A 19,807-nucleotide genomic window follows, 5' to 3' on the forward strand; every position below is an offset into this window, starting at 1 on the left:
CGGCGCCCCCGGAGCCGACTCGTCAACCGCCCCGATCCGCCTCCGTCCCGGCATTGACGCACAGAAACCGATCACATTACGGTTTTCGTGGTCGCAGGGGTGCGAGCCGTTCAGGCGCCCCCTGTCCGGCCTGCCCTCGGGCACCACATCCCGCCGGCGATGCGTTGCCGGCCCTCCAGACGGAGAGAACACCATGAGGTATTCCGCTCGAAGCAGTGCTCTCGCGGCCGGCGTGGCCGTGGCCTCACTGGTCCTCGCGGGTTGCGGAGGAGGCGGCGGCGCCGCGAAGGGCGCTGCGGCCACGCTCGACATCGCCACCCTCACCAGTGCCCGCAGCCTCGATCCCGCGGACGCGATCGGCAGCGCGCTGCCGTACTTCCAAGCGGTCTACGACACCTTGATCCAGCGGGCGCCGGACGGTGCGTACCGGCCGATGCTCGCCACCGAGTGGGCCTATGACAAGAACCGGACGCGACTGTCGCTCACCCTGCGCCAAGGGGTGAAGTTCAGCGACGGCACCGTGTTCGACGCCCACGCGGTCAAGGCCAACATGGAGCACTTCAAGAAGGGCGGCGGCGGCGCGGCGAAGCACCTCGACACACTGAGGGGCGTCACGGTCGAGGACGCCACCCACGTCACGCTGGAGCTGACGGCGCCCGACCCCGCGATGCTCTTCCATCTGAGCGACGCGGCCGGCCTGATGGCGAGCCCGGCGAAGCTCGCGGACGGCTCCCTCAAGACCACCCCGGTGGGCACCGGCCCGTACACCCTCGACAAGGCCAGGACGGCCGTCGGCAACAAGTACGTCTTCGAGCGCAAGCGGGACTACTGGGGGCAGGCGCTCCCCTACAAGACGCTGACGATCAGCGTCTTCGACAACGAGACGGCCGTCGTCAACGGTCTCAAGACCGGCCAGATCGACAGCGCCGTGCTCCAGGACGCCAACCAGCAGGCCGCGCTGGAGTCCGACACGCGCCTGAAGAAGGAGGCGTACACCTTCGACTTCCAGGGGCTCCTGCTGTTCGACCGCGCAGGTGTGCACACCCCCGCCCTGCGCGAGGCCAAGGTGAGGCAGGCGCTCAACCACGCCCTGGACCGCAAGACGATGCTCGCCCAGATCCGGCAGGGGCGCGGCGAGAGCACCGACCAGGTCTACGGCCCGGAGACCAAGGGGTACGACAAGGCTCTCGACACGTACTACGCGCACGATCCGGCGAAGGCCAGGCAACTGCTGGCGCAGGCCGGATACGCGAAGGGCTTCACCCTGAAGCTCCCGCGGATATCCGCCATCGTCGGCGACGCGCTCGCCTCGTCGATCCAGGCGGATCTCGAGGCGGTGGGCGTCACCGTGGTCTGGGACCAGCTCGACGGCGGCAGCGCGTTGCAGAAGGTCTTCCGTGAGCGCGCGTACTCGGCCATGGTCATGAACATCGGACAGTCCCCGAACGACTGGGTGACCACACAGGAGTTGGTGGCCCCCGGCACCTTCAACATGTTCGGCTCGACGGACCCGACCGTTCAGAGCCTGCTGCCGCAGGTCCGGACGGGTTCGGACCAGCAGGCCGCCGACGCCGCGCGCGCCCTCAACAAGCACCTGGTGGAGGAGGGCTGGTTCGTGCCCTTCTACCGGATGACGTACCAGCTCGTCTCCAGCGCCGACGTGAAGGCGCTGCGGCAGTCCGGCATGGCGGTGCCCTCGATCTACAACTACAGCCCGGCCGCTTCCTGATCGGCGACGGGCCGGTGCGGGGCCTGCGGTGAGCGAGCGAAACGAGCGCGGCGGAAACGAACGCAGCGAAGGAGACGAACGGGCCGGGGGCCGCTGAGCCCCCGGCCCTTCCGCGTGCTCCGGTTCACTGCCAGGGGATGTCCGCGGCGGGGAAGTGGACCAGGCCCCTCTCCCGCCACAGCCGCGCGTGCCGGGCGGTACGGGCGCGGTGCTCGCTCCACTCCGGCGGCCGGCCGGACCAGGCGGTCTCGGCGATCGAGCCGAGCCGGGGCAGGAGCATCACGGTCAGATCGTCGAGCCCGCCCAGGGTTTCGCCGAACAAGGTGGCCTCCACGCCGGCGATCCGGTCGTCGGGGATGCCGTGCGAGGCGGGGTCCCAGGAGGCCGTGTACCGGACGCCGCGGGGCCGGTACGCGGGAAAGCCGAGGCGGGCCGCGTCCTCCGCGGCGGCCGGAGGCGTGACGTGGGCGGCGTAACGCCGGTCGAGATAGAGATGGGACTGGGGCGACAGAAGCACCTTCCCGCCGCCCGCCAGGACCCGCTCGACGTCGTGGTCGCAGGGGGCGAAGAACTTCCGGAGCGCCTGGACCAGCTCCATGGTGTGTCCCGCGGCGAGCAGTTCGGGGCGCGCGGCCAGCTCCTCGGCCGTTTCGGGCAGGTCCATCATCGGCACGTCCACCCAGAACTGCGCGATGTCGTCCGGCGTCACCCCGGCCCGCGCGGACTCCTGCCAGGCCAGTGGGCGCTTGCCGAAGCCCCTGACCAGGGAGCGCAGTTCCCGGACGGCCGTCGCGAAGCTCTCGTCGGTGATGCCCACCGCCTCGTCGCCGCCGATGTGGACGAACGGTCCCGTGGTCAGGGCGCACACGTCGGCCAGTACGGCGCGTACCGTGGTGAGGGTGTCCGGGTCGGCGAGGTCGAGGGGCGGCACGTACGGGAAGCGGCCCGCCAGTCCTTCGGGCGCGGGTGCCGGAGGGAGCCCCGGCAGGGCGGCCCGGAGCGCCGCGCAATGTCCCGGCAGATCGATCTCGGGGACGAGAGTGACGTGACGGCGCGCCGCGTACGCCTGGAGCTCTCGGTACTCGGCCGCTGAGTAGAAGGTGTTCCGGTCCACGACCCGTTGGCGGGCGGTCAGGGCCGGCAGCGAGGGCACCTCGATCCGCCAGCCCTCGTTGTCGGTGAGGTGCAGGTGCAGCACGTTGAACTTGTACAGGGCGGCGAGGTCGACGACGCGGCGCACTTCGTCGGGCGTGACGAAGGAGCGAGCCGGGTCGATCATGAGGCCGCGCCAGGCGTAGTGCGGGGCGTCCGACATCTTCTGGAGGTCGAGGACCCCGGACGGGCCCGCCACGGCCAGCAGTTGGAGAGCCGTGGTGGCTGCGCGGAACACGCCCACGGCGGTACGGGCGCGGCAGGTGATGCCGTCGGTTCCGACGCTCAGGCCGTACGACTCGTCGGCGGGCGCGGTGCCGCCGTCCGGTGCGACTCCGGTGGTGGAGCGGGGCGGCGGGGGCGGGGCGTCGAAGGTCAGGAGCAGGACGGGCCCAGGCTCGTCCGACGCGTCCTGGGGGAGCAGCCGTTCGCCCAGGTGCGGCTCCAGGAGGGCTCGTACGGTCTCGGCGACCGTTCCCAGCGCCGGGTCGGCCCGCAGGTGCCACGGTCCGGCGGCCGGCAGGGTCCCTCCCGGTCGGCGGGCGGTTCGCGTCGCCGGGGCGGGGATGGCGGCGTTCATGATTCCTCCGCCGGTCGCTCCGGGGCCCAGGGACCCGAACGCCGGTGTCAGGTGAGGCAGTCGGGCCCCTGGGCGATCGAACCGGTCCCGGTCGTGACATCCCCCCAGGAGCCCCTTCCTCCCGGACCGGAACCGCCTGTACGCTAACACGAAAACCGATCAATGAACGTTTTTTGTGGTGCCGTCCCTCCGCTCGGCATCGCGGGCGAAAGGAGCACCCTCATGGCACCCTCGGTCGGGCCCCGACTCCCGTTGCCGGACGGCTTTCTGATGGGAGCCGCCACCTCCGCCCACCAGGTCGAGGGGAACAACGTCTCCAGCGACTGGTGGGCCCTGGAACACGGGCCGGACACCTTCGTCGCCGTGCCGAGCGGGGACGCCGCCGACAGCTTCCACCGCTGGCCCGAGGACATGGACCTGCTGCGCGAACTGGGCTTCAACTCCTACCGGTTCAGCATCGAATGGGCTCGCGTCGAGCCGGAGCGGGGGCGCGTCTCGCGTGCCGCCGTCGCCCACTACCGCGCCATGGTGCGCGGAGCGGTCGAGCGCGGCCTGACGCCGGTGGTGACGCTGCACCACTTCACCTCGCCCCGCTGGTTCAGCGCACGGGGCGGCTGGCTCGCACCCGACGCGGCGGAACTGTTCGCCGCGTACGCCCGTACGGCCGTCGAGGTGCTGAGGGAAGGCGTACGTCATGTCGCCACGATCAACGAGCCCAACATGCTGGCCCTGATGTACGCCCTGCGCCGGCTGGCCACCGAGCACGGCTGGTCCTCCCTCGCCGAAGGAGGGGACGCGGGCGGCGCCGCATTCGACCCCTCGGCCGTCGAGCCCGACCCGGAGGTCACGCGGGCGCTGGTGACGGCGCACCGGGCCGCGTACACCGCCCTCAAGGAGGCCGATCCCGGCCTCCAGGTCGGCTGGACCGTCGCCAACCAGGTCTACCAGGCCGAGCCGGGGGCCGAGGCGGTCGCGGCGGCGTACGCGCGGCCGCGCGAGGACGTCTTCCTGGAGGCCGCGCGCGAGGACGACTGGATCGGTGTGCAGGCGTACACCCGGCACCGCATCGGCCCCGACGGGCCGCTGCCCGTGCCCGAGGGCGCCGAGACCACGCTGACGGGCTGGGAGTTCTACCCCGAGGCACTCGGCGAAGCGGTCCGGCACACCGTAGGGGTGGTCGGGGCGCACATACCGGTCGTCGTCACCGAGAACGGCATCGCGACCGCCGACGACGAGCGGCGCATCGCGTACACGGCACGGGCGCTCGCCGGCCTCGCCCGGGCGATGCGGGACGGCGCCGACGTACGCGGGTACTTCCACTGGAGCGCCCTCGACAACTACGAATGGGGCACCTACCGCCCGACGTTCGGGCTGATGGCCGTCGACCCGGACACCTTCGCCCGTACGCCCAAGGAGTCCGCCCGCTGGCTCGGCTCACTCGCGCGTGCCGGTCACCTCCCGTACGACGACGACCTTCCGGGCGGGGGCAGCGGCGGCGACCGGCCGCACGGCACGGCTTCGGCTCCGGCTCCGGACGTCACGTCCACCGCACGTTAGGGTGATCCGCATGGCGAAACGGGGCCCGTACGAGAAGGGCGAGGCGAAGCGCGGCGAGATCCTGCACGCGGCACTGGAGATCTTCGCGGCGGAGGGTTACCGAGGTACCTCGCTGAGGAAGGTCGCGGCCCGGTGCAGTCTCAGCCTGCCGGGCCTCATGCACTACTTCGACTCCAAGGAGGACCTCCTCACCCAGGTCCTGCGGATGAGGGACGAGACCGCTCGGGCACGGCACCGGGAGCTCACCGGGCCCGAGAGCTACCGCGAGATCATCCGGGAGGGCTCGCGCACGCCCGGGCTCGTGGAGCTGTTCGTCTCGATGGCCGCCGCCGCGAGTGACCCGGGGCACCCGGCCCACGAGCACTTCGCCGAACGCTATCCCGCGATCCGCGAGCGGATCGCCGCCTACCTGCGCCGAAGGATGGACGAGGGAGCGATCCGGTCGGACATCCCGGCGGAGCGGCTCGCGGTGCTCCTGGTCGCGATCGCGGACGGCGTCCAGCTCCAGTGGCTGATCGACCGGTCCACGGACATGGAGCAGCCGGTCGACGACATGATGCGGCTCCTGGCGCTGCGGCCCGACACGACCTGAGGGCCACACGCCGGCGACAGCGGGCGCGGCGGCCGCCAGGCTGACGGCCGATGACGCGCCGACGGGCAGCCCGGACCGCCGGCGGGGGAGGCGTGGACCGGCCGCTCGGCCGGCGACGACGCGCCGCCCGGCCACACGGCAGACGACCGACGTGCCGACGGGCCGCCGCCGGGATTCCGGTGGCGGCCCGTCGGGCTCTCCGCACGTACGATCCGGCGGTCCCGGTTGTCGCGTGCCCGGTGCTCAGTCCTGTCCGGACTCGGGCGCGCTCGCGGCGGGAGCGGCGGCCTCCGCCGCCCGTTCCGCCAGCGCCTCGACGTCCTTCGGCGACACCGGGCTCTGCGGGAATTCGGAGATCACGTCCAGCGGCATGCCGGCGAGGAACCGGCGCATCACGGGGTCGGCCGGCGCGCCCGCACCCGTATGCGGGTCGCGCCGGCTCGCGAACGCGTCGAACAGCAACGGACCGCCCACGGGATGCGCCAGCCACTCCGCCAGCGTGTTCCGTCCGGTCAGACGCAGCCGTGAGGCGTCCCCTTCCACCGGCAGCGGTACGGAACGCCGGATGTCCCGGGAGGACGCCCCGACCTCGATGCGGTACGTACCGCCCTCCACACGCCAGCCGCCCTCCCGCTCGCTGTAGTACGCGAGGTCGGCCCGGTCCAACTCCAGGTGCACCTCGCGGCTCTCGCCGGCCTCCAGTTCGACCGTGGTGAAGGCGCGCAGTTCGCGCACCGGACGGGAGACGCGGGAATCCTCGGGGCCCCGGCTGTAGACCTGCACCACCTCGCGCCCGGCCCGGTCGCCTGTGTTGGCGACGGTGACCCGCAGCTCGAAACGCCTGCCGTCGGCGCGGGGAGCGACCGACAGGCCGGTGTACTCGAAGGTGGTGTACGACAGTCCGTGACCGAAGGGGAACGCGACCTCGTCGCCGCGCGCGTCGTGCCCTCGATAGCCGACGAACACGCCCTCGCCGTAGCGGACATGGCCCTCCTCGCCGGGGAAGGACAGGTGGGACGGACTGTCCTCCAGGCGCAGAGGGATGGTTTCGGCGAGCCGGCCCGAAGGGGCGACCGCGCCGAACAGGATGCGAGCGAGCGCCGCGCCTCCGGCCTGGCCGAGGAGCCACCCTTCGACGAGCGACGGCACGCGTGCGTGCCAGGGGGCTGTGCGCACCACGCCGCCGTTCGAAAGGATGACGGCGACCTTCGGATTGACCGTGCGGATCCGCTCCAGGAGGAGGGTCTGCGTCTCCGGCAGATCGATGTGGTCGCGGTCGAAGCCCTCGGACTCGTCCTGGGCGGGGAGGCCGAGGAAGAGCAGCACGGTGTCGCTGCGGGCGGCGAGCCGTTCCGCCTGCGCCGCCAGATCCTCCCGCTCGGCGGTGTGACCCTCGCCGTCCGGCAGCGCGTAACCCGGCGCGAACTCCACGCGGGCACCGGCCGCCTCCTCGCGCAGGCTCTCCAGCGCGGTGTCCAGGCGGGTCGGGGTCACCTGCGAGCTGCCGGCGCCCTGGAACCGAGGCGTACGGGCCAGTTCGCCGATCACGGCGACGCTGCCCGTCGCCGGGTCCAGGGGCAGCAGCTTCGTGTCGTTCTTGAGCAGGACCACACAGCGTTCCGCCGTCTCCCGCGCCAGCCGGTGGTGCTCGTCGTACGAGACCGGTGCGGCGGACCCCCGCGCCGTGGCCGCTCTGGTGGTCGCACGCCGGGCGAGGAGCGCGAGCCGTTCCACCGACCGGTCGAGGACGCGGGCGTCCAGTTCACCGCTCTCGACCGCGGCCACGACCTCGCGGTCCGTCCTCCCGCCGGTGCCCGGCATCTGAAGATCCAGCCCGGCCCGCAGGGCGGCGACACGGTCGCGCACCGCACCCCAGTCGGACACCACGACGCCGTCGAAGCCCCACTCGCTCCGCAGGACATCGGTGAGCAGGCGACGGTTCTCGCTGAGCGGCACGCCGTTGAGCGCGTTGTAGGCGGCCATGACGGACCAGGGGCGGTCGCGGCGGACGATGCGCTCGAAGGCGCGGAGATAGATCTCGCGCAGCGGACGCTCGTCGACGTCCGCGCTGACCCGCATCCGGTCCGTCTCCTGGTTGTTGGCCGCGTAGTGCTTCAACGCGGCCCCCACACCCGCCTCCTGCAGTCCGCGCACCATGGCGCCGCCCAGTTCGGCGGTGAGGAGCGGGTCTTCGGAGAAGTACTCGAAGTTGCGTCCGCACAGTGGCGAGCGCTTGATGTTGATGCCGGGGCCGAGGACCACGTGGACGCCGTGGGCGCGGGCCTCGGCGGCGATCGCGGCGGCGACGCGGCGAGCTGGCTCCGGGTCCCAACTGCTGCCGAGCGCGACGGCGGGAGGGAAGCAGGTGGCCGGCGCGGCGCTGTGCAGGTCGACCTGGCCGCCGTCGCCGTTCTCCTTGGGCAGGCGCAGACCGTGCGGCCCGTCGGAGAGTGACAGCGCCGGTACGTCATCGACGGATTCGGTGACGAAGTCGCCCGCGCCGCTGGTGAGTGACGCCTTCTGGGGGAGTGTCAGACCGCGTCCCGTGGTCGGGGAGCCGGAGGAGGGGACGTGCGGAGCCTGCTGGGTCATGGATCCTGCCAGGTCGGTCGGCGCGGCGGCGCTCTGCCACCCGCGCTGAAAACCGTAAGTTGATCGGTTTTTGCTGTCAAGGTGCCCGACGGTGGCGTGCGGTCGGTGGGGCTGACGGGCCGTCTGCGGTGTTTTTCTCTCCTGCGCGATGCATTGACGGTGAGAAACCGATCGATCTACGGTTTTCGCGCTCGGCCGGCTCCCTCCCGTGGAGCCGTGTCTCCCCAGGCTCCGGCCACTCACGAGAAGAGGTACGGCGATGCCGCTGCGCCCTGCCCAGAATCCCCCGGCTCCTCCCGGAGTTCCGTCCGCACGGGTAGGCCGCCCGCGTCGGCGCGCCGCGCTGGTCGTGGTCGTCGCCGGGGTGATGGCCCTGGCCCTGGCCCAGCCCGCGACGGCCGGCCCGGCCGCTGGGCATCGCGCGCAGGCGGCAGACGGCATCCATGACCACGCGCGCTCGGCACCGGTCGGGCACTACGCGGCCCTCGGTGACTCCTACAGCTCCGGTCTGGGCATCCCCGCCGAGACGAACGTCAACTGCGGCCGTTCGGACCACAACTACCCCACGATGGTCGCCGCCGCCGTGCGCGCCTCCCAGGTCACCGATGTGACCTGCGCCGGTGCGGACACCACGCACATGACCGGACGGCAGGACTCCGCGCCACCCCAACTCGACGCCCTGCGCGCGGACACGGCCCTGGTCACCCTGGGCATCGGCGGCAACGACCTCGACCTGCCCGGCGTCATCACCCGCTGCGTCCTGCTCGGGTACGTGAACTCCCAGGGCGCCCCGTGCAAGTCCAGTTACACGCTGCTCGGCACGGACGAGATCCGCTCGCGCATCAACGCCACCGCGCCGAAGATCGCGGCGGTGCTCCAGGAGATCCGCGCCCGATCGCCGCAGGCGAAGGTCCTGCTCGTGGGCTACCCGGTGATCTTCCCCGACGACGGCTCGGCCTGTCGCGAGACGATCCCCCTGGCCGTGGGCGACTTCGCCTGGCTGCGGGACAAGACCAGGCAGTTCAACGCGATGCTGGCCCAGCAGGCCGCCGTCCACGGTGCCACGTACATCGACACCTACGGCCCGTCGGTGGGCCATGACGCGTGCAAGCCCGCGGGTGTGCGATGGATCGAGCCCGAGGACACGGCGAGCGCGGCGGGGTTCCATCCCAACGAGGCCGGACACCGCGGCACGGCCGACGCGGTGCTCGCGGCCGTCAACCGCTGACCGGTTCCCGCCCCTGACCCCGCTCCGCGTCCGGGTCCCGCTCCGCGTCCGCGTCCGGGTCCCGGTCCATGTCGTCGACCGCTCCCGCGTCCAGGCCGTACCGGGCGAGGAACTCCCGTACGCGGTCCTCCATCGACACCTCCGCGGGCTCCAGCAGCCACTGCGTCTGCAGGCCGTCCATCAGGGCCAGGAGCTGCTGGGCCACGGAGTCGGGGGAGGTCGTCGCCGGGGTGGCGGCCGCGGAGAACAACTCGCCGAGGAGCGCGCCGATTTCGGCGCGCAGGAGGCGGTAGCGCCGCACGAAGTAGGAGTGAGCCGGATGGCCGGGTTCCGACGCCTCGACGGACAGCTTCGCGTAGAGGGCCACCAGCCCGGGCGTCCGGCTGTTGCGGCCCACCACACCGACGAGCCGGCGCAGCCGCTCGGACGCGGACGGCTCAGGTGTCGCGGAATCGGCCGTCCCTCCGTCGAGCAGGCCGGGGAAGAGCCAGGCGGCGTCCGCCCGGTCGCGCCGGCTCAACACCTCCAGGAGGAGCTGTTCCTTGCCGGGGAAGTGGTGCAGGACTCCGGCGTGGGTGAGGCCCGCGTGCGCCGCGATCTCCCGCAGGGACACGGAGTTGTACCCCGAGCGGGAGAACAGTTCGGTCGCGGAGTCGAGGATGCGTGCGCGCGTGCGCTCACCCTTCGTCCGGGGGGCCTGGCTCAACGGGGTTCTCCTCGGGGAGGCGAGGTCGTCCGCGCGCTGGCGTGCGGACGGTGCGCCGCAGAACCTACCAGCCGGTCAATTCCTCACGAGAAAACCTACCAACTGGTTACTTTCGTGAGTAGGGTGGCCTCCGTTCCCGCCCGGCGAGATGTCGGGGGACGTTCCTCCACGCCCTGTGCGGCCCCGACTTCGCGGGGAGCCCCCGGCGCGGCTTGTGCCGGCCGATCCGGCCACCGGTCACGGATACCGAGACTCATGCTGAACTTCATCGCCCGCAGAATCGGCGCGGGAGCCGTGCTCCTGCTCGTCATCTCCCTGCTCTCCTATCTCCTGCTGTCGATCCCGGACATGGACGTCGGGCGCCAACTCCTGGGCCAGAGCGCGCCCCAGAGCGATGTCGACGCCAAGAACGCCGCGCTCGGCCTGGACCGGCCGGTCCTCGCCCAGTACGCCGACTGGCTCTCCGGCGCCGTCCGCGGCGACCTCGGCACCTCCTGGTTCTCCAGCGAGGACGTCACCCTGGCCGTCGCCACCCGGCTGCCCGTCACGCTGAGCCTGATGCTGGGGGTCACGCTCGTGACGGCCGTCGTGTCGTTCCTCCTCGGGGTATGGGCGGGCGTGCGGCGCGGTGCCGTCGACCGCTTCGTCCAAGTGCTCGGGGTGGTCGGCTACGCACTGCCCGGATTCCTGGTGACCCTGGTTCTCGTCCTGGTCTTCGCGGTCCGGCTGAACTGGTTTCCCGCCATCGGGTACACGCCGTTCACCGAGTCGCCCGGAGGCTGGCTGGCGACCGTGACCCTGCCTGTGGCCTCACTGTCGATCGCCTCCGTCGCGGGCGTCTCGCAGCAGGTGCGCGGTGCCGTCATCGACGTACTGCGCCAGGACTACGTCCGTACGCTGCGGGCCCGCGGGCTGTCCGGCACCCGGATCGTGTTCAAGCACGTCCTGCGCAACGCCTCCGCGCCCGCGCTCTCCGTGCTCGGCATGCAGTTCGTCGGGCTCCTCGGCGGCGCGGTGCTCGTGGAGCAGATCTTCGGCCTCCCGGGCATCGGCAGCATGACCGTCAGCTACACCACGCGCGGCGACATTCCCGTGATCATGGCGCTCGTCATGCTCACCGTGGTCGGTGTGGTCCTGATCAACCTCCTGGTCGACGTCCTGATCGGCTGGCTGAACCCGAAGGCGAGGCTCGCGAGATGAGCGACAACGTGCCGGTCGCCCCGAAGCCGGCGGAGAGTATGCCGACCGACAACGTGCCGACCACCCCGAAGCCGGCGGAGCCGATGGACAGCGAACCGACCGCCCCGTCCGTGGCCGCCCGTTCCCGCGGCACCGTGGCGCGTCTCGTACGCAACCCCCTCGGCACCGTCTCCCTCGCCGTCCTCCTCCTCCTGGTGACGGCGGCGCTCCTGGCTCCGGTCCTCGCTCCCCAGGGGCCGGGGGACTCCTCGCTCGCCGCCGCCTTCGCCGGACCGAGCACCGCCCACCCGCTCGGCATGGACTCCGCCGGGCGCGACGTCCTCTCGCGCCTCCTGTACGGCGGCCGCAACACCCTGGGCGGCGCCGTCATCGCCCTCGCCATAGCCCTTGTCCTGGGCGTGCCGTCCGGGCTGTACGCCGGGTACCGCGGAGGCTGGTTCGACTCCGCGGCCAACTGGACGGTCGACCTCGTCATGGCGCTGCCCGCCATGGTCGTCCTGCTCGCCTCGCGCGCCATCCTCGGCCCCGACGTCTGGGTGCTGATGGCCGTCCTCGGAGTGCTCGCCGCCCCCAGCTTCTTCCGCCTGGTGCGCGGCATCGTCGCGAACGTCCGCGGCGAGCTCTACGTCGACGCCGCGCGGGTCTCCGGACTGTCCGACGTCCGCATCGTGTCCCGGCACGTCCTCACCGTCGTCCGCGGCCCGATCATCATCCAGACCGCCCTCGTCGCGGGCATCGCCATCGCCCTCCAGGCCGGGCTCGAGTTCCTCGGAGTCGGCAGCGGGTCCTCCGCCACCTGGGGCGCCATGCTCAACGAGGCGTTCCAGAACATCCAGCGCGCACCCGGCCTGCTCCTCTGGCCCGGACTCGCCCTCGGCCTCACCAACGCCGCCCTCGTCCTGCTCGCCACCGCCCTGCGGGACGTCCTGGAGGACCGGACCGGCGATTTTGCCGGCCGCTCCAGGGCACGGACGGCCGCTCCGCCCCCGCCCGCCGGCCTCGGCACGGACGAGCGCGCCGAACTCCTGTCCATCCGGGGGCTGACCGTCGCGTACACCCGGCCGGACGGCGAAGACAAGGAGGTCGTCCACGGCGTCGACCTCGACGTCCGCCCCGGCGAGATCGTCGGTCTGGTCGGCGAATCGGGCTCCGGCAAGACCCAGACCGCGTTCTCGGTGCTCGGCATCCTTCCCGAAGGGGGCCGGATCAGCCGCGGCAGCGTCCTGGTGGCGGGCAGGGAAGTCGTCGGCATGCCCGAGCGCGCACACCGCGCCCTGCGCGGCACCACCGTCGCGTACGTCCCGCAGGAACCGATGAGCAACCTCGACCCGGCCTTCACGATCGGCAGCCAGTTGACCGAGGTGATGCGTCACGTCCTCGGCCTCTCCCGCAAGGAGGCGGCCGCCCGCGCCGTCGAACTGCTCCGCCTGGTCGAGATCCCCGCGCCCGAACAGGTCATGCGCCGCTACCCGCACGAGATCTCCGGCGGAATGGCCCAGCGCGTCCTCATCGCCGGCGCCATGTCCTGCGACCCGGCGCTGCTCATCGCCGACGAGCCCACGACCGCCCTCGACGTCCGCGTCCAGGCGGAAGTGCTCGACCTGCTGCGCCGCCTCCAGAAGGAGCGCGGTCTGGGGGTGCTGCTCGTCACCCACAACCTGGGCGTCGTCGCCGACCTGTGCGACCGGGTCGCCGTCATGAACCAGGGCCGCATCGTCGAGACCGGCACCACCGAGCAGGTACTCCGCGATCCGCGGGACCCCTACACCCGCACCCTGCTCGACGCCGTCCTCGACACGGCCCCCGCACGGGAGCCCTGGCAGCCCTGGCAGCCCCGCGAGGCAAGGAGCACCATCGCATGACCACGTCCACGTCCACGTCCACGACCACGTCCACGACCGCGCTCCAAGCCCTGCTGTCCGTACGGGACCTGCGGGTCTCCTTCCCCGGCAAGGGCTGGCGCGCCCCGCGTACCGACGTACTCCACGGGGTCGACCTCGACATACGGCCCGGCGAGACCCTCGGCCTGGTGGGCGAATCGGGCTCCGGCAAGACCACCATCGGCCGCGCGATCCTCGGCCTGGTCCCCGTCACCTCCGGCAGCGTCACCTTCGCCGGGGAACGCATCGACACGGCGACCACCGCCCGCCGACGGGCCCTCAGCCGTGACCTCCAGGTCATCTTCCAGGACCCCTACACCTCGCTGAACCCGTCGATGACCATCGGCGACACCCTCACCGAACCCCTCCTCGGCCAGGGCATGAACAGCCGGGACGCCCGCGCCCGCGTCGGCGACCTGCTGAACCGCGTCCATCTGCCGACGGACGCCGGCTCCCGCCTGCCGCGCGAGTTCTCCGGCGGCCAGCGCCAACGCGTCGCCATCGCCCGGGCCCTCGCCCTGCGCCCCCGTCTGATCGTCTGCGACGAACCCGTATCGGCCCTCGACCTCACCACTCAGCGCACCGTCCTCGATCTCCTCCTGGAGATCCAGCGGGAGACGGGCGTGTCCTGTCTCTTCATCTCCCACGACCTCTCGGTGGTCCGCCGCATGAGCCACCGGGTCACCGTGATCCACCGGGGCACCCTCGTGGAGACCGCCGACGCGGACCGCATCACCCGCACACCCGAACACCCCTACACCCGCAGCCTGCTCCTCGCCGCCCCGGTCGCCGACGTCGCCGAGCAGCGCCGCCGCAGGGAGCAACGCACCGCCACCCGGACACCCGACAGCTCCTCTCTCCTCGGGCGCACGGAGGAAGGATCGTCCTGACGACGCGTGCCGACCCCCGGACCGCGGCAGGGCAGGGGGGAGCCGGGCAGCGCGGCGGCGTGTTGGATGATCGAGGACGTGCTGTTCACCTCCTTGTCGGTCGCCCTGCTGATCGTGGTCCTGACCTGCGCCGTCGTCCGCCCCTTCGGGCGGTCGGAGGCGGTCTTCGCGATACCCGCCGCCGCCCTCCTGGTCGCCGTCGGCGCCGTACCGCTGGATCACGTACGGGACGAGGCGACGCGCCTCGGGCCGGTGATCGGCTTCCTGGCGGCCGCTCTGGTGCTGGCCAAGCTCTGCGACGACGAAGGGCTGTTCCACGCCTGCGGCACCTGGATGGCCCGCTGGGCCCGGCGTCGCCCCCAACGGCTCCTCGGTGCGGTCTTCGCGCTCGCCTCGCTGATCACCGCCGCTCTGAGTCTCGACGCCACCGTCGTCCTGCTCACCCCGGTGGTCTTCGCCACGGCCGCCCGCATGGGAACGCCCGCCGGCCCGCACGCCTACGCCAGCGCCCATCTGTCGAACACCGCCTCCCTGCTGCTCCCGGTGTCCAACCTCACCAACCTGCTCGCCTTCACCGCCACCGGCCTGACCTTCACGCGCTTCGCGCTGCTGATGCTGCTGCCGTGGCTGGCGGCCATCGCCGTCGAGTACGCCGTCCTCCGCCGCTTCTTCGGCGCGGACCTCGCCGCCCCGTGCGGGTCGGACGAGGAAGCCGAGCCCGTCGAGGTTCCGCTGTTCCCGCTGCTCACCGTGGGCGGAACGCTCGCCGGCTTCGCCGCGGCCTCGGCGCTGGACGTCGACCCGGCCTGGGCAGCGGCGGCCGGTGCGGCGGTGCTGGCCGTACGCGCCCTGGCCCGACGCCACACCACCCCCGCCGCGCTCGTGCGCGCCGCGGCCCTGCCCTTCCTCGCCTTCGTCCTGGCCCTCGGGATCGTCGTCCGCGCCGTCGTCGACAACGGCCTCGGCGCGGTCCTCGGCGGCCTCCTCCCGGACGGCGCCTCCCTGCCCGCCCTGCTCGGCACCGCCGCCCTCGCCGCACTCCTCGCGAACCTGATCAACAACCTCCCGGCCGTCCTCGCCCTCGCCCCGCTCGCCGCCCCCTCCGGCCCCGGGGCGGTTCTCGCGGTCCTCATCGGCGTGAACATCGGACCCAACCTGACCTACGCCGGATCCCTGGCCACCCTTCTGTGGCGCCGCGTGTCCCACCGACACGGCTACGACGTCGCGTTGAAGGAGTTCACCCTCCTCGGCGCCCTCACGGTCCCCGCCAGTCTTCTCGCCGCCACCGTCGCCCTGTGGCTCTCCCTGGCGCTCCTCGGCCCATAGCCGGGGCGGCGCGGCCGACCTGCGGCCCGTCGGCTCGCCCGGGCACAGGTGCGGGCGCCCTCCAGACCGTTTCGCGAGGAGTTCTCAGCGCGACCGCGGAAACTTCGCCGATTTCCGTTATCGAGCGGACGCCCCGCGGTCTCCCAAGTGCTGGGCATCGACAACAGGCGGGACAGGCAGGGTGAATCAAGGCGTGAGCACACAGAACGGTACTGACCTGGTCAGGGCGGCGCAGGGTGGAGGCCGGTGGGCGCAGGATCAGCTCATCGCCGCCTATCTGCCCCTGGTCTACAACATCGTGGGCCGGGCGCTGAACGGTCACCATGACGTCGACGACGTCGTGCAGGAGACGATGCTGCGAGCGCTCGACGGGCTCGGCGGCCTGCGCTCCCCGGAGAGCTTCCGGTCCTGGCTGGTGGCCATCGCCATGAACCGTGTCCGCAGCCACCAGCGGACACAGCGGTCCGGCCTCCGCACCGATGGCCTCGACGAAGCTCGTGAACTCCCCCATCCCGAGGCCGACTTCGTGGACCTGACACTGGTCCGGCTGAACCTGTCCGGTCAGCGGCGCGAGACCGCCGAGGCGACCCGCTGGATGGAGCCGGACGACAGCGCCCTGCTGTCCCTGTGGTGGCTGGAGTGCGCCGGGGAGCTGACCCGGCACGAGGTGGCCGCCGCCCTTCAGCTGTCCACGGAGCACACCGCGGTCCGGATACAGCGGATGAAGGCGCAACTGGAAGCCGCCCGGGTGGTCGTACGGGCCCTGTCGGAGAACCCGCTGTGCCCCACCCTCCGGTCGGGGCTCGGCATGTGGGACGGCCGCCCCTCCGCGCTGTGGCGCAAGCGCATAGCCCGGCACGCACGCGACTGCGCGCACTGCGCGGGCCTGTGGAGCGGCCTCGTCCCGGCGGAGGGACTGCTCGCCGGACTGCTCCTCGTTCCCCCGGCGGCACCGCTGCTCGCGAGCGTCCGCGAGAGCGCCGGCTTCGAGCTCGCGGCCGCGTCCGCCCCGACTCCGGCGTCGCGGCACGAGAGCAGTGGCTCCCACGAGCGGGGCGGGCCGGCGGCTCCCGGTGCGCCGTACGGCGCCCAAGGCACCGGTCGCGCTGCCGGGCCGGGCCCCCGGAGCGCCCGCCGTCGGCAGCAGCGGCGCGCCCGCCGCCGGGCCGTCGTGGCCGCGGGCTTCGCGGTCGTGGCGGTCACCGGCGGTTCCTTCTCCCTGATCACCGGTCCCGAGGGAGACGTGGAGGCCGTCGACGCGACACGCGTGGCGGCTCCGGGGACAGCCCTGCCCACCCGTCCGGAGCCGACCACGGCCTCACCCTCGGCCACCCCTTCGCCGTCGGCGCCGGCCGGCCCCGCCAAGAGCCCGTCCGCCACCACCGCGAGCCGCCCCCCGAAGCCCCAGCCCCCGAAGCCCCCCGCCACGCGCACCTCGTCGCCCGCGCCCCGGCCGAAAGCCGCGAGCACGACGGAGGAGTCCGCTGCGGACCCCGCCGCTCAGCAGGTGATCGACCTGGCCAACTCCGAGCGCGCCGAGGCGGGTTGCGGTCCACTGACCGCGAACCCCCTGCTGGCCCAGGCCGCTCGGAGGCACTCCGAGGACATGGCGGCGCGGGACTTCTTCGACCACACCGACCCCGACGGCGACGGCCCGGGCGAGCGCGTGACGGCCGCCGGGTACCGCTGGACGACGTACGGCGAGAACATCGCGAAGGGGCAGCGCACACCGGCGCAGGTGATGGACTCCTGGATGAACAGTCCCGGTCACCGGGCGAACATCCTGAACTGCTCCTTCGAAGAGATCGGGATCGGCGTCCACGACGACGGCGGCCCGTACTGGACTCAGGTCTTCGGCGCACGCTGAGCCGGGGCGCCCCCGCCGCGCGGCAACACCAGGGCTGCGGCTACTTGTTGACGTCGAAGCCCTGGTCGGTGCCGTACGTGACGCTGGCCCGCTGCCAGTCCTCCAGACCCTTGGAGAGCGGGGTCGAGGAGACGTACGCCTTGCCCACGGTGTCGTTGAAGACGGAGTTCGCGTACACCTGGTACGGCAGGTACGACCAGCCGGTGCCGACCGTGGCGGCCGACTCGGCGAAGATCTTGTTGGCCTGCTGGCCGCCGAAGTACGGGAACGCGGTCTCGAGGAACTTCTTCGACTCCAGGTCCGCCGTGGTGGCCGGGAAGGCGCCCTCGGCGACGCGGGCCGAGGCGCCGGCACCGGTGGTCGCGTACTCGATGAAGGCGTAGGCCAGTTCCTTGTTCTTCGCGGCCTTCGGTACGGCGAGGGAGCTGCCGCCGTTCTCGGCGCTGGCACGGGCGCCCGCGCTCCACTGCGGAAGCGGTGCCACGCGCCAGTCACCGGACGCGGAGGCGACGCCCGAGGTGAAGTTGGCGGGCATCCACGCGCCTATCGCCAGCGTGGCGATACTGCCGTCGGCCAGCCCCTTGTACCACTCGTCGCTCCACGAGGTGATCGGTGCGACCAGATCCTCGTCGAGCAGCTTCTGCCACGTGCTGGTGTACGTCTTGGTGCCGGCGTCCCCGAAGTCGATGGACACATCGGTGCCGGACGTCTTGTAGGGGCGTCCCCCGGCCTGCCAGATGAGACTGGTGGTGGCACCCGCGTCGCCCGTGTCGTTGGTGATGAAGATCTTGGGGTCGGCCTTGTGCAGGGTGCGTGCCGCCTCCACGTACTCGTCCCACGTGGCCGGGACGGCGACGCCGTGCTTGTCGAAGACCTTCTTGTTGTAGAAGAGGGCCATGGGGCCCGAGTCCATGGGCAGGGCGAAGACGGACCGGTCGTACTTCACCGCGTTCCACGGGCCGGGGCTGAACGTCTTGTCGAACGCGGCCGCGCCGTAACCCGAGAGGTCCTCCACCGACTTGGCGATGGCGAACTGGCCCAGGGCGTAGTACTCGACCTGCGCCACGTCGGGAGCGCCCGAACCGGCGGCGATGGCGTTCTGCAGCGCGGTGTACTGCTTGTCGCCGGTGCCGGCGTTGACCAGGTCGATGTCGACCTGGGGGTACTTCTTCTCGAAGTCCGCGGCCGCCTTCTTCAGCGTGGGTTCCCAGGCCCACACCGTCACCTTGCCGCCCTTCTCCAGAGCGGACTTCACGTCCTTCGGGCCGCCGGCGTCGGCGGCCGGGTCGGACGATCCGCAGGCGGTCGCGCCGAGGGCCATCACACAGGCCGTGGCGACGGCACCGAGAAGTCGGCGGGTGCTGTTCGTTCTCATGGGTGGTGCTCCTGGTTCGGTGTGCGGGCGGGTGAAGGGACGGGCGCGGAGGAATGGACGAGGGGGACAGGACGAGGTGTTGCGGGGCGCGGTGAGGGCAGGCGCGTGGGGACCCGGTGGGGGCGACGGGGCGCGGCTACTCCTTGACGCTGCCGGCGGCCAGGCCGGACTGCCAGTACCGCTGGAGCAGCAGGAAGATCGCGACGATCGGCACGATCGTGAGCAGAGAGCCCATGATGATGAGGTCGAAGACGGCCTCGCCGCCCGCTGTCTGCGCCTGGGCGTTCCAGGCGTTGAGCCCGAGAGTGAGCGGGTACCAGTCGGGGTCCTTGATCATGATCAGCGGCAGGAAGTAGTTGTTCCACGTCGCGACCATGGAGAAGAGCAGCACGGTCACGGTGCCCGGCATCAGCAGGGGCAGCGCGATGCGGACGAAGGTGCGCAGCTCGCCGGACCCGTCGATGCGGGCCGCTTCGAGCAGTTCGGCCGGCACGGCCTCGTTGGCGAACACCCACATCAGGTACAGGCCGAAGGGGGAGATGAGGGAGGGGATGATGACGGCCCACGGGGTGTTGGTGAGCCCCATGTTGCTGAACATCAGGAAGGTGGGGACCGCCAGGGCCGTGCCCGGTATGGCCACCGCTCCGATGACGACGGCGAACACGGCGCGGCGCCCGGGGAAGTCGTACGTGGCGAGCGCGTAGCCGCCGAGGACGGCGAGGATCGTGGCGCCTCCGGCGCCCGCGGCGACGTACAGCAGGGTGTTGAGGAGCCAGCGTACGAACACGCCGTCGTCATAGGTCAGCGTGCGGGAGAGGTTGCTCCAGAGGTCGAAGTCCTCGCCGAACCACAGGCCGAAGGAGTTGAGCAGGCCCTCCTGGTCCTTCGTGGAGTTGATGACCAGCCAGACGAGGGGAAGCAGGGTGTAGACCAGCACCAGCCCGGTCAGGAGGGTCAGCGGGACGCTGCGGCGGGGGTCGAGCGGGGTGTGCGGGCGCCGTCGTCGGGTGACCGGTCGGTCGCCGGTACGGGAGGAGGTGCGGGGGGTGCGAGCGGTGTCGGCCGTGGCGGTCGGAGCGGGATCGGGATCTTCCGCGGCGTTCGCCCGGGTGTCGTCGAGGTCGGTGGTCATG

The 19,807-nt window shown here is 71.9% G+C and carries 14 protein-coding genes; 9 read left to right on the plus strand and 5 right to left on the minus strand.

The window, feature by feature from the left end; all coding sequences use genetic code 11:
- The first annotated feature begins 193 nt into the window (after positions 1 to 193).
- The gene (locus ABZY12_RS03680) at positions 194 to 1,729 is read left to right on the plus strand and encodes an ABC transporter substrate-binding protein (protein ID WP_356886714.1); all 1,536 of its coding nucleotides are present in this window, start codon (positions 194 to 196) and stop codon (positions 1,727 to 1,729) included.
- A 124-nt stretch (positions 1,730 to 1,853) separates the two neighbouring features.
- On the opposite strand, the gene ABZY12_RS03685 is transcribed toward ABZY12_RS03680, so the two are convergent.
- Positions 1,854 to 3,461, minus strand: coding sequence for a family 20 glycosylhydrolase (locus ABZY12_RS03685; protein ID WP_356886716.1), 1,608 nt, complete (start codon positions 3,459 to 3,461; stop codon positions 1,854 to 1,856).
- A 222-nt stretch (positions 3,462 to 3,683) separates the two neighbouring features.
- Here ABZY12_RS03685 and ABZY12_RS03690 point away from each other — a divergent pair, with 222 nt between their 5' ends.
- On the plus strand, positions 3,684 to 5,018 hold the full coding sequence (locus ABZY12_RS03690; protein WP_356886718.1) for a family 1 glycosylhydrolase: 1,335 nt from the start codon (positions 3,684 to 3,686) through the stop codon (positions 5,016 to 5,018).
- A gap of 10 nt (positions 5,019 to 5,028) precedes the next feature.
- Positions 5,029 to 5,610 (plus strand): helix-turn-helix domain-containing protein, encoded by a 582-nt coding sequence (locus ABZY12_RS03695; protein ID WP_356886720.1) that lies wholly within the window; start codon positions 5,029 to 5,031, stop codon positions 5,608 to 5,610.
- Between the two features lie 243 nt (positions 5,611 to 5,853).
- On the opposite strand, the gene ABZY12_RS03700 is transcribed toward ABZY12_RS03695, so the two are convergent.
- Positions 5,854 to 8,202: a glycoside hydrolase family 3 C-terminal domain-containing protein gene (locus ABZY12_RS03700; RefSeq protein ID WP_356886722.1), complete on the minus strand. Its 2,349-nt coding sequence runs from the start codon at positions 8,200 to 8,202 to the stop codon at positions 5,854 to 5,856.
- A 259-nt stretch (positions 8,203 to 8,461) separates the two neighbouring features.
- On the opposite strand from ABZY12_RS03700, the gene ABZY12_RS03705 reads away from it, so the two are divergent.
- Positions 8,462 to 9,430 carry an SGNH/GDSL hydrolase family protein gene (locus ABZY12_RS03705; RefSeq protein WP_356886724.1) on the plus strand — a complete coding sequence of 323 codons (969 nt, stop codon included), beginning with the start codon at positions 8,462 to 8,464 and terminating at the stop codon, positions 9,428 to 9,430.
- Here ABZY12_RS03705 and ABZY12_RS03710 read toward each other — a convergent pair.
- Complete coding sequence (locus ABZY12_RS03710) at positions 9,420 to 10,136, minus strand: TetR/AcrR family transcriptional regulator (protein ID WP_356886726.1); 717 nt, start codon at positions 10,134 to 10,136, stop codon at positions 9,420 to 9,422. The two genes, ABZY12_RS03705 and ABZY12_RS03710, sit on opposite strands and share 11 nt — an antisense overlap.
- Positions 10,137 to 10,391: 255 nt before the next feature.
- Between ABZY12_RS03710 and ABZY12_RS03715 the strand changes: the two genes are divergently transcribed.
- The 5 genes from ABZY12_RS03715 (at position 10,392) to ABZY12_RS03735 (ending at position 17,299) form a co-directional block, all read left to right on the plus strand.
- Positions 10,392 to 11,336, plus strand: a complete 945-nt coding sequence (locus ABZY12_RS03715; protein WP_356886728.1) for an ABC transporter permease — start codon at positions 10,392 to 10,394, stop codon at positions 11,334 to 11,336.
- 83 nt (positions 11,337 to 11,419) lie between these two features.
- Entirely contained in the window at positions 11,420 to 13,198 is a 1,779-nt protein-coding gene (locus tag ABZY12_RS03720) for a dipeptide/oligopeptide/nickel ABC transporter permease/ATP-binding protein (RefSeq protein ID WP_356886980.1), read from the plus strand.
- Positions 13,195 to 14,106, plus strand: a complete 912-nt coding sequence (locus tag ABZY12_RS03725; protein ID WP_356886730.1) for an ATP-binding cassette domain-containing protein — start codon at positions 13,195 to 13,197, stop codon at positions 14,104 to 14,106. The genes ABZY12_RS03720 and ABZY12_RS03725 overlap by 4 nt, the downstream gene beginning before the upstream one ends.
- A 66-nt stretch (positions 14,107 to 14,172) precedes the next feature.
- Positions 14,173 to 15,432, plus strand: a complete 1,260-nt coding sequence (locus ABZY12_RS03730) for an SLC13 family permease (RefSeq protein WP_356886732.1) — start codon at positions 14,173 to 14,175, stop codon at positions 15,430 to 15,432.
- Between the two features lie 193 nt (positions 15,433 to 15,625).
- On the plus strand, positions 15,626 to 17,299 hold the full coding sequence (locus tag ABZY12_RS03735; RefSeq protein WP_356886734.1) for a sigma-70 family RNA polymerase sigma factor: 1,674 nt from the start codon (positions 15,626 to 15,628) through the stop codon (positions 17,297 to 17,299).
- Between the two features lie 40 nt (positions 17,300 to 17,339).
- Here ABZY12_RS03735 and ABZY12_RS03740 read toward each other — a convergent pair whose 3' ends face one another.
- Positions 17,340 to 18,674: a sugar ABC transporter substrate-binding protein gene (locus ABZY12_RS03740; protein ID WP_356886736.1), complete on the minus strand. Its 1,335-nt coding sequence runs from the start codon at positions 18,672 to 18,674 to the stop codon at positions 17,340 to 17,342.
- Between the two features lie 136 nt (positions 18,675 to 18,810).
- A complete protein-coding gene (locus tag ABZY12_RS03745) occupies positions 18,811 to 19,806 on the minus strand; it encodes a carbohydrate ABC transporter permease (protein WP_356886738.1) in 996 nt (331 codons plus the stop codon).
- Between the last annotated feature and the right edge of the window lies 1 nt (position 19,807).

Source organism: Streptomyces sp. NPDC006551 (assembly GCF_040611675.1).
Taxonomy (GTDB): Bacteria; Actinomycetota; Actinomycetes; order Streptomycetales; family Streptomycetaceae; genus Streptomyces.

Excerpts from the sequence above, each read along its gene's own strand:
- ABZY12_RS03680 (WP_356886714.1), top strand. The coding sequence starts at position 194 with ATGAGGTATTCCGCTCGAAGCAGTGCTCTCGCGGCCGGCGTGGCCGTG.
- ABZY12_RS03685 (WP_356886716.1), bottom strand. The coding sequence starts at position 3,461 with ATGAACGCCGCCATCCCCGCCCCGGCGACGCGAACCGCCCGCCGACCG.
- ABZY12_RS03690 (WP_356886718.1), top strand. The coding sequence starts at position 3,684 with ATGGCACCCTCGGTCGGGCCCCGACTCCCGTTGCCGGACGGCTTTCTG.
- ABZY12_RS03695 (WP_356886720.1), top strand. The coding sequence starts at position 5,029 with ATGGCGAAACGGGGCCCGTACGAGAAGGGCGAGGCGAAGCGCGGCGAG.
- ABZY12_RS03700 (WP_356886722.1), bottom strand. The coding sequence starts at position 8,202 with ATGACCCAGCAGGCTCCGCACGTCCCCTCCTCCGGCTCCCCGACCACG.
- ABZY12_RS03705 (WP_356886724.1), top strand. The coding sequence starts at position 8,462 with ATGCCGCTGCGCCCTGCCCAGAATCCCCCGGCTCCTCCCGGAGTTCCG.
- ABZY12_RS03715 (WP_356886728.1), top strand. The coding sequence starts at position 10,392 with ATGCTGAACTTCATCGCCCGCAGAATCGGCGCGGGAGCCGTGCTCCTG.
- ABZY12_RS03720 (WP_356886980.1), top strand. The coding sequence starts at position 11,420 with ATGGACAGCGAACCGACCGCCCCGTCCGTGGCCGCCCGTTCCCGCGGC.
- ABZY12_RS03725 (WP_356886730.1), top strand. The coding sequence starts at position 13,195 with ATGACCACGTCCACGTCCACGTCCACGACCACGTCCACGACCGCGCTC.
- ABZY12_RS03730 (WP_356886732.1), top strand. The coding sequence starts at position 14,173 with ATGATCGAGGACGTGCTGTTCACCTCCTTGTCGGTCGCCCTGCTGATC.
- ABZY12_RS03740 (WP_356886736.1), bottom strand. The coding sequence starts at position 18,674 with ATGAGAACGAACAGCACCCGCCGACTTCTCGGTGCCGTCGCCACGGCC.
- ABZY12_RS03745 (WP_356886738.1), bottom strand. The coding sequence starts at position 19,806 with ATGACCACCGACCTCGACGACACCCGGGCGAACGCCGCGGAAGATCCC.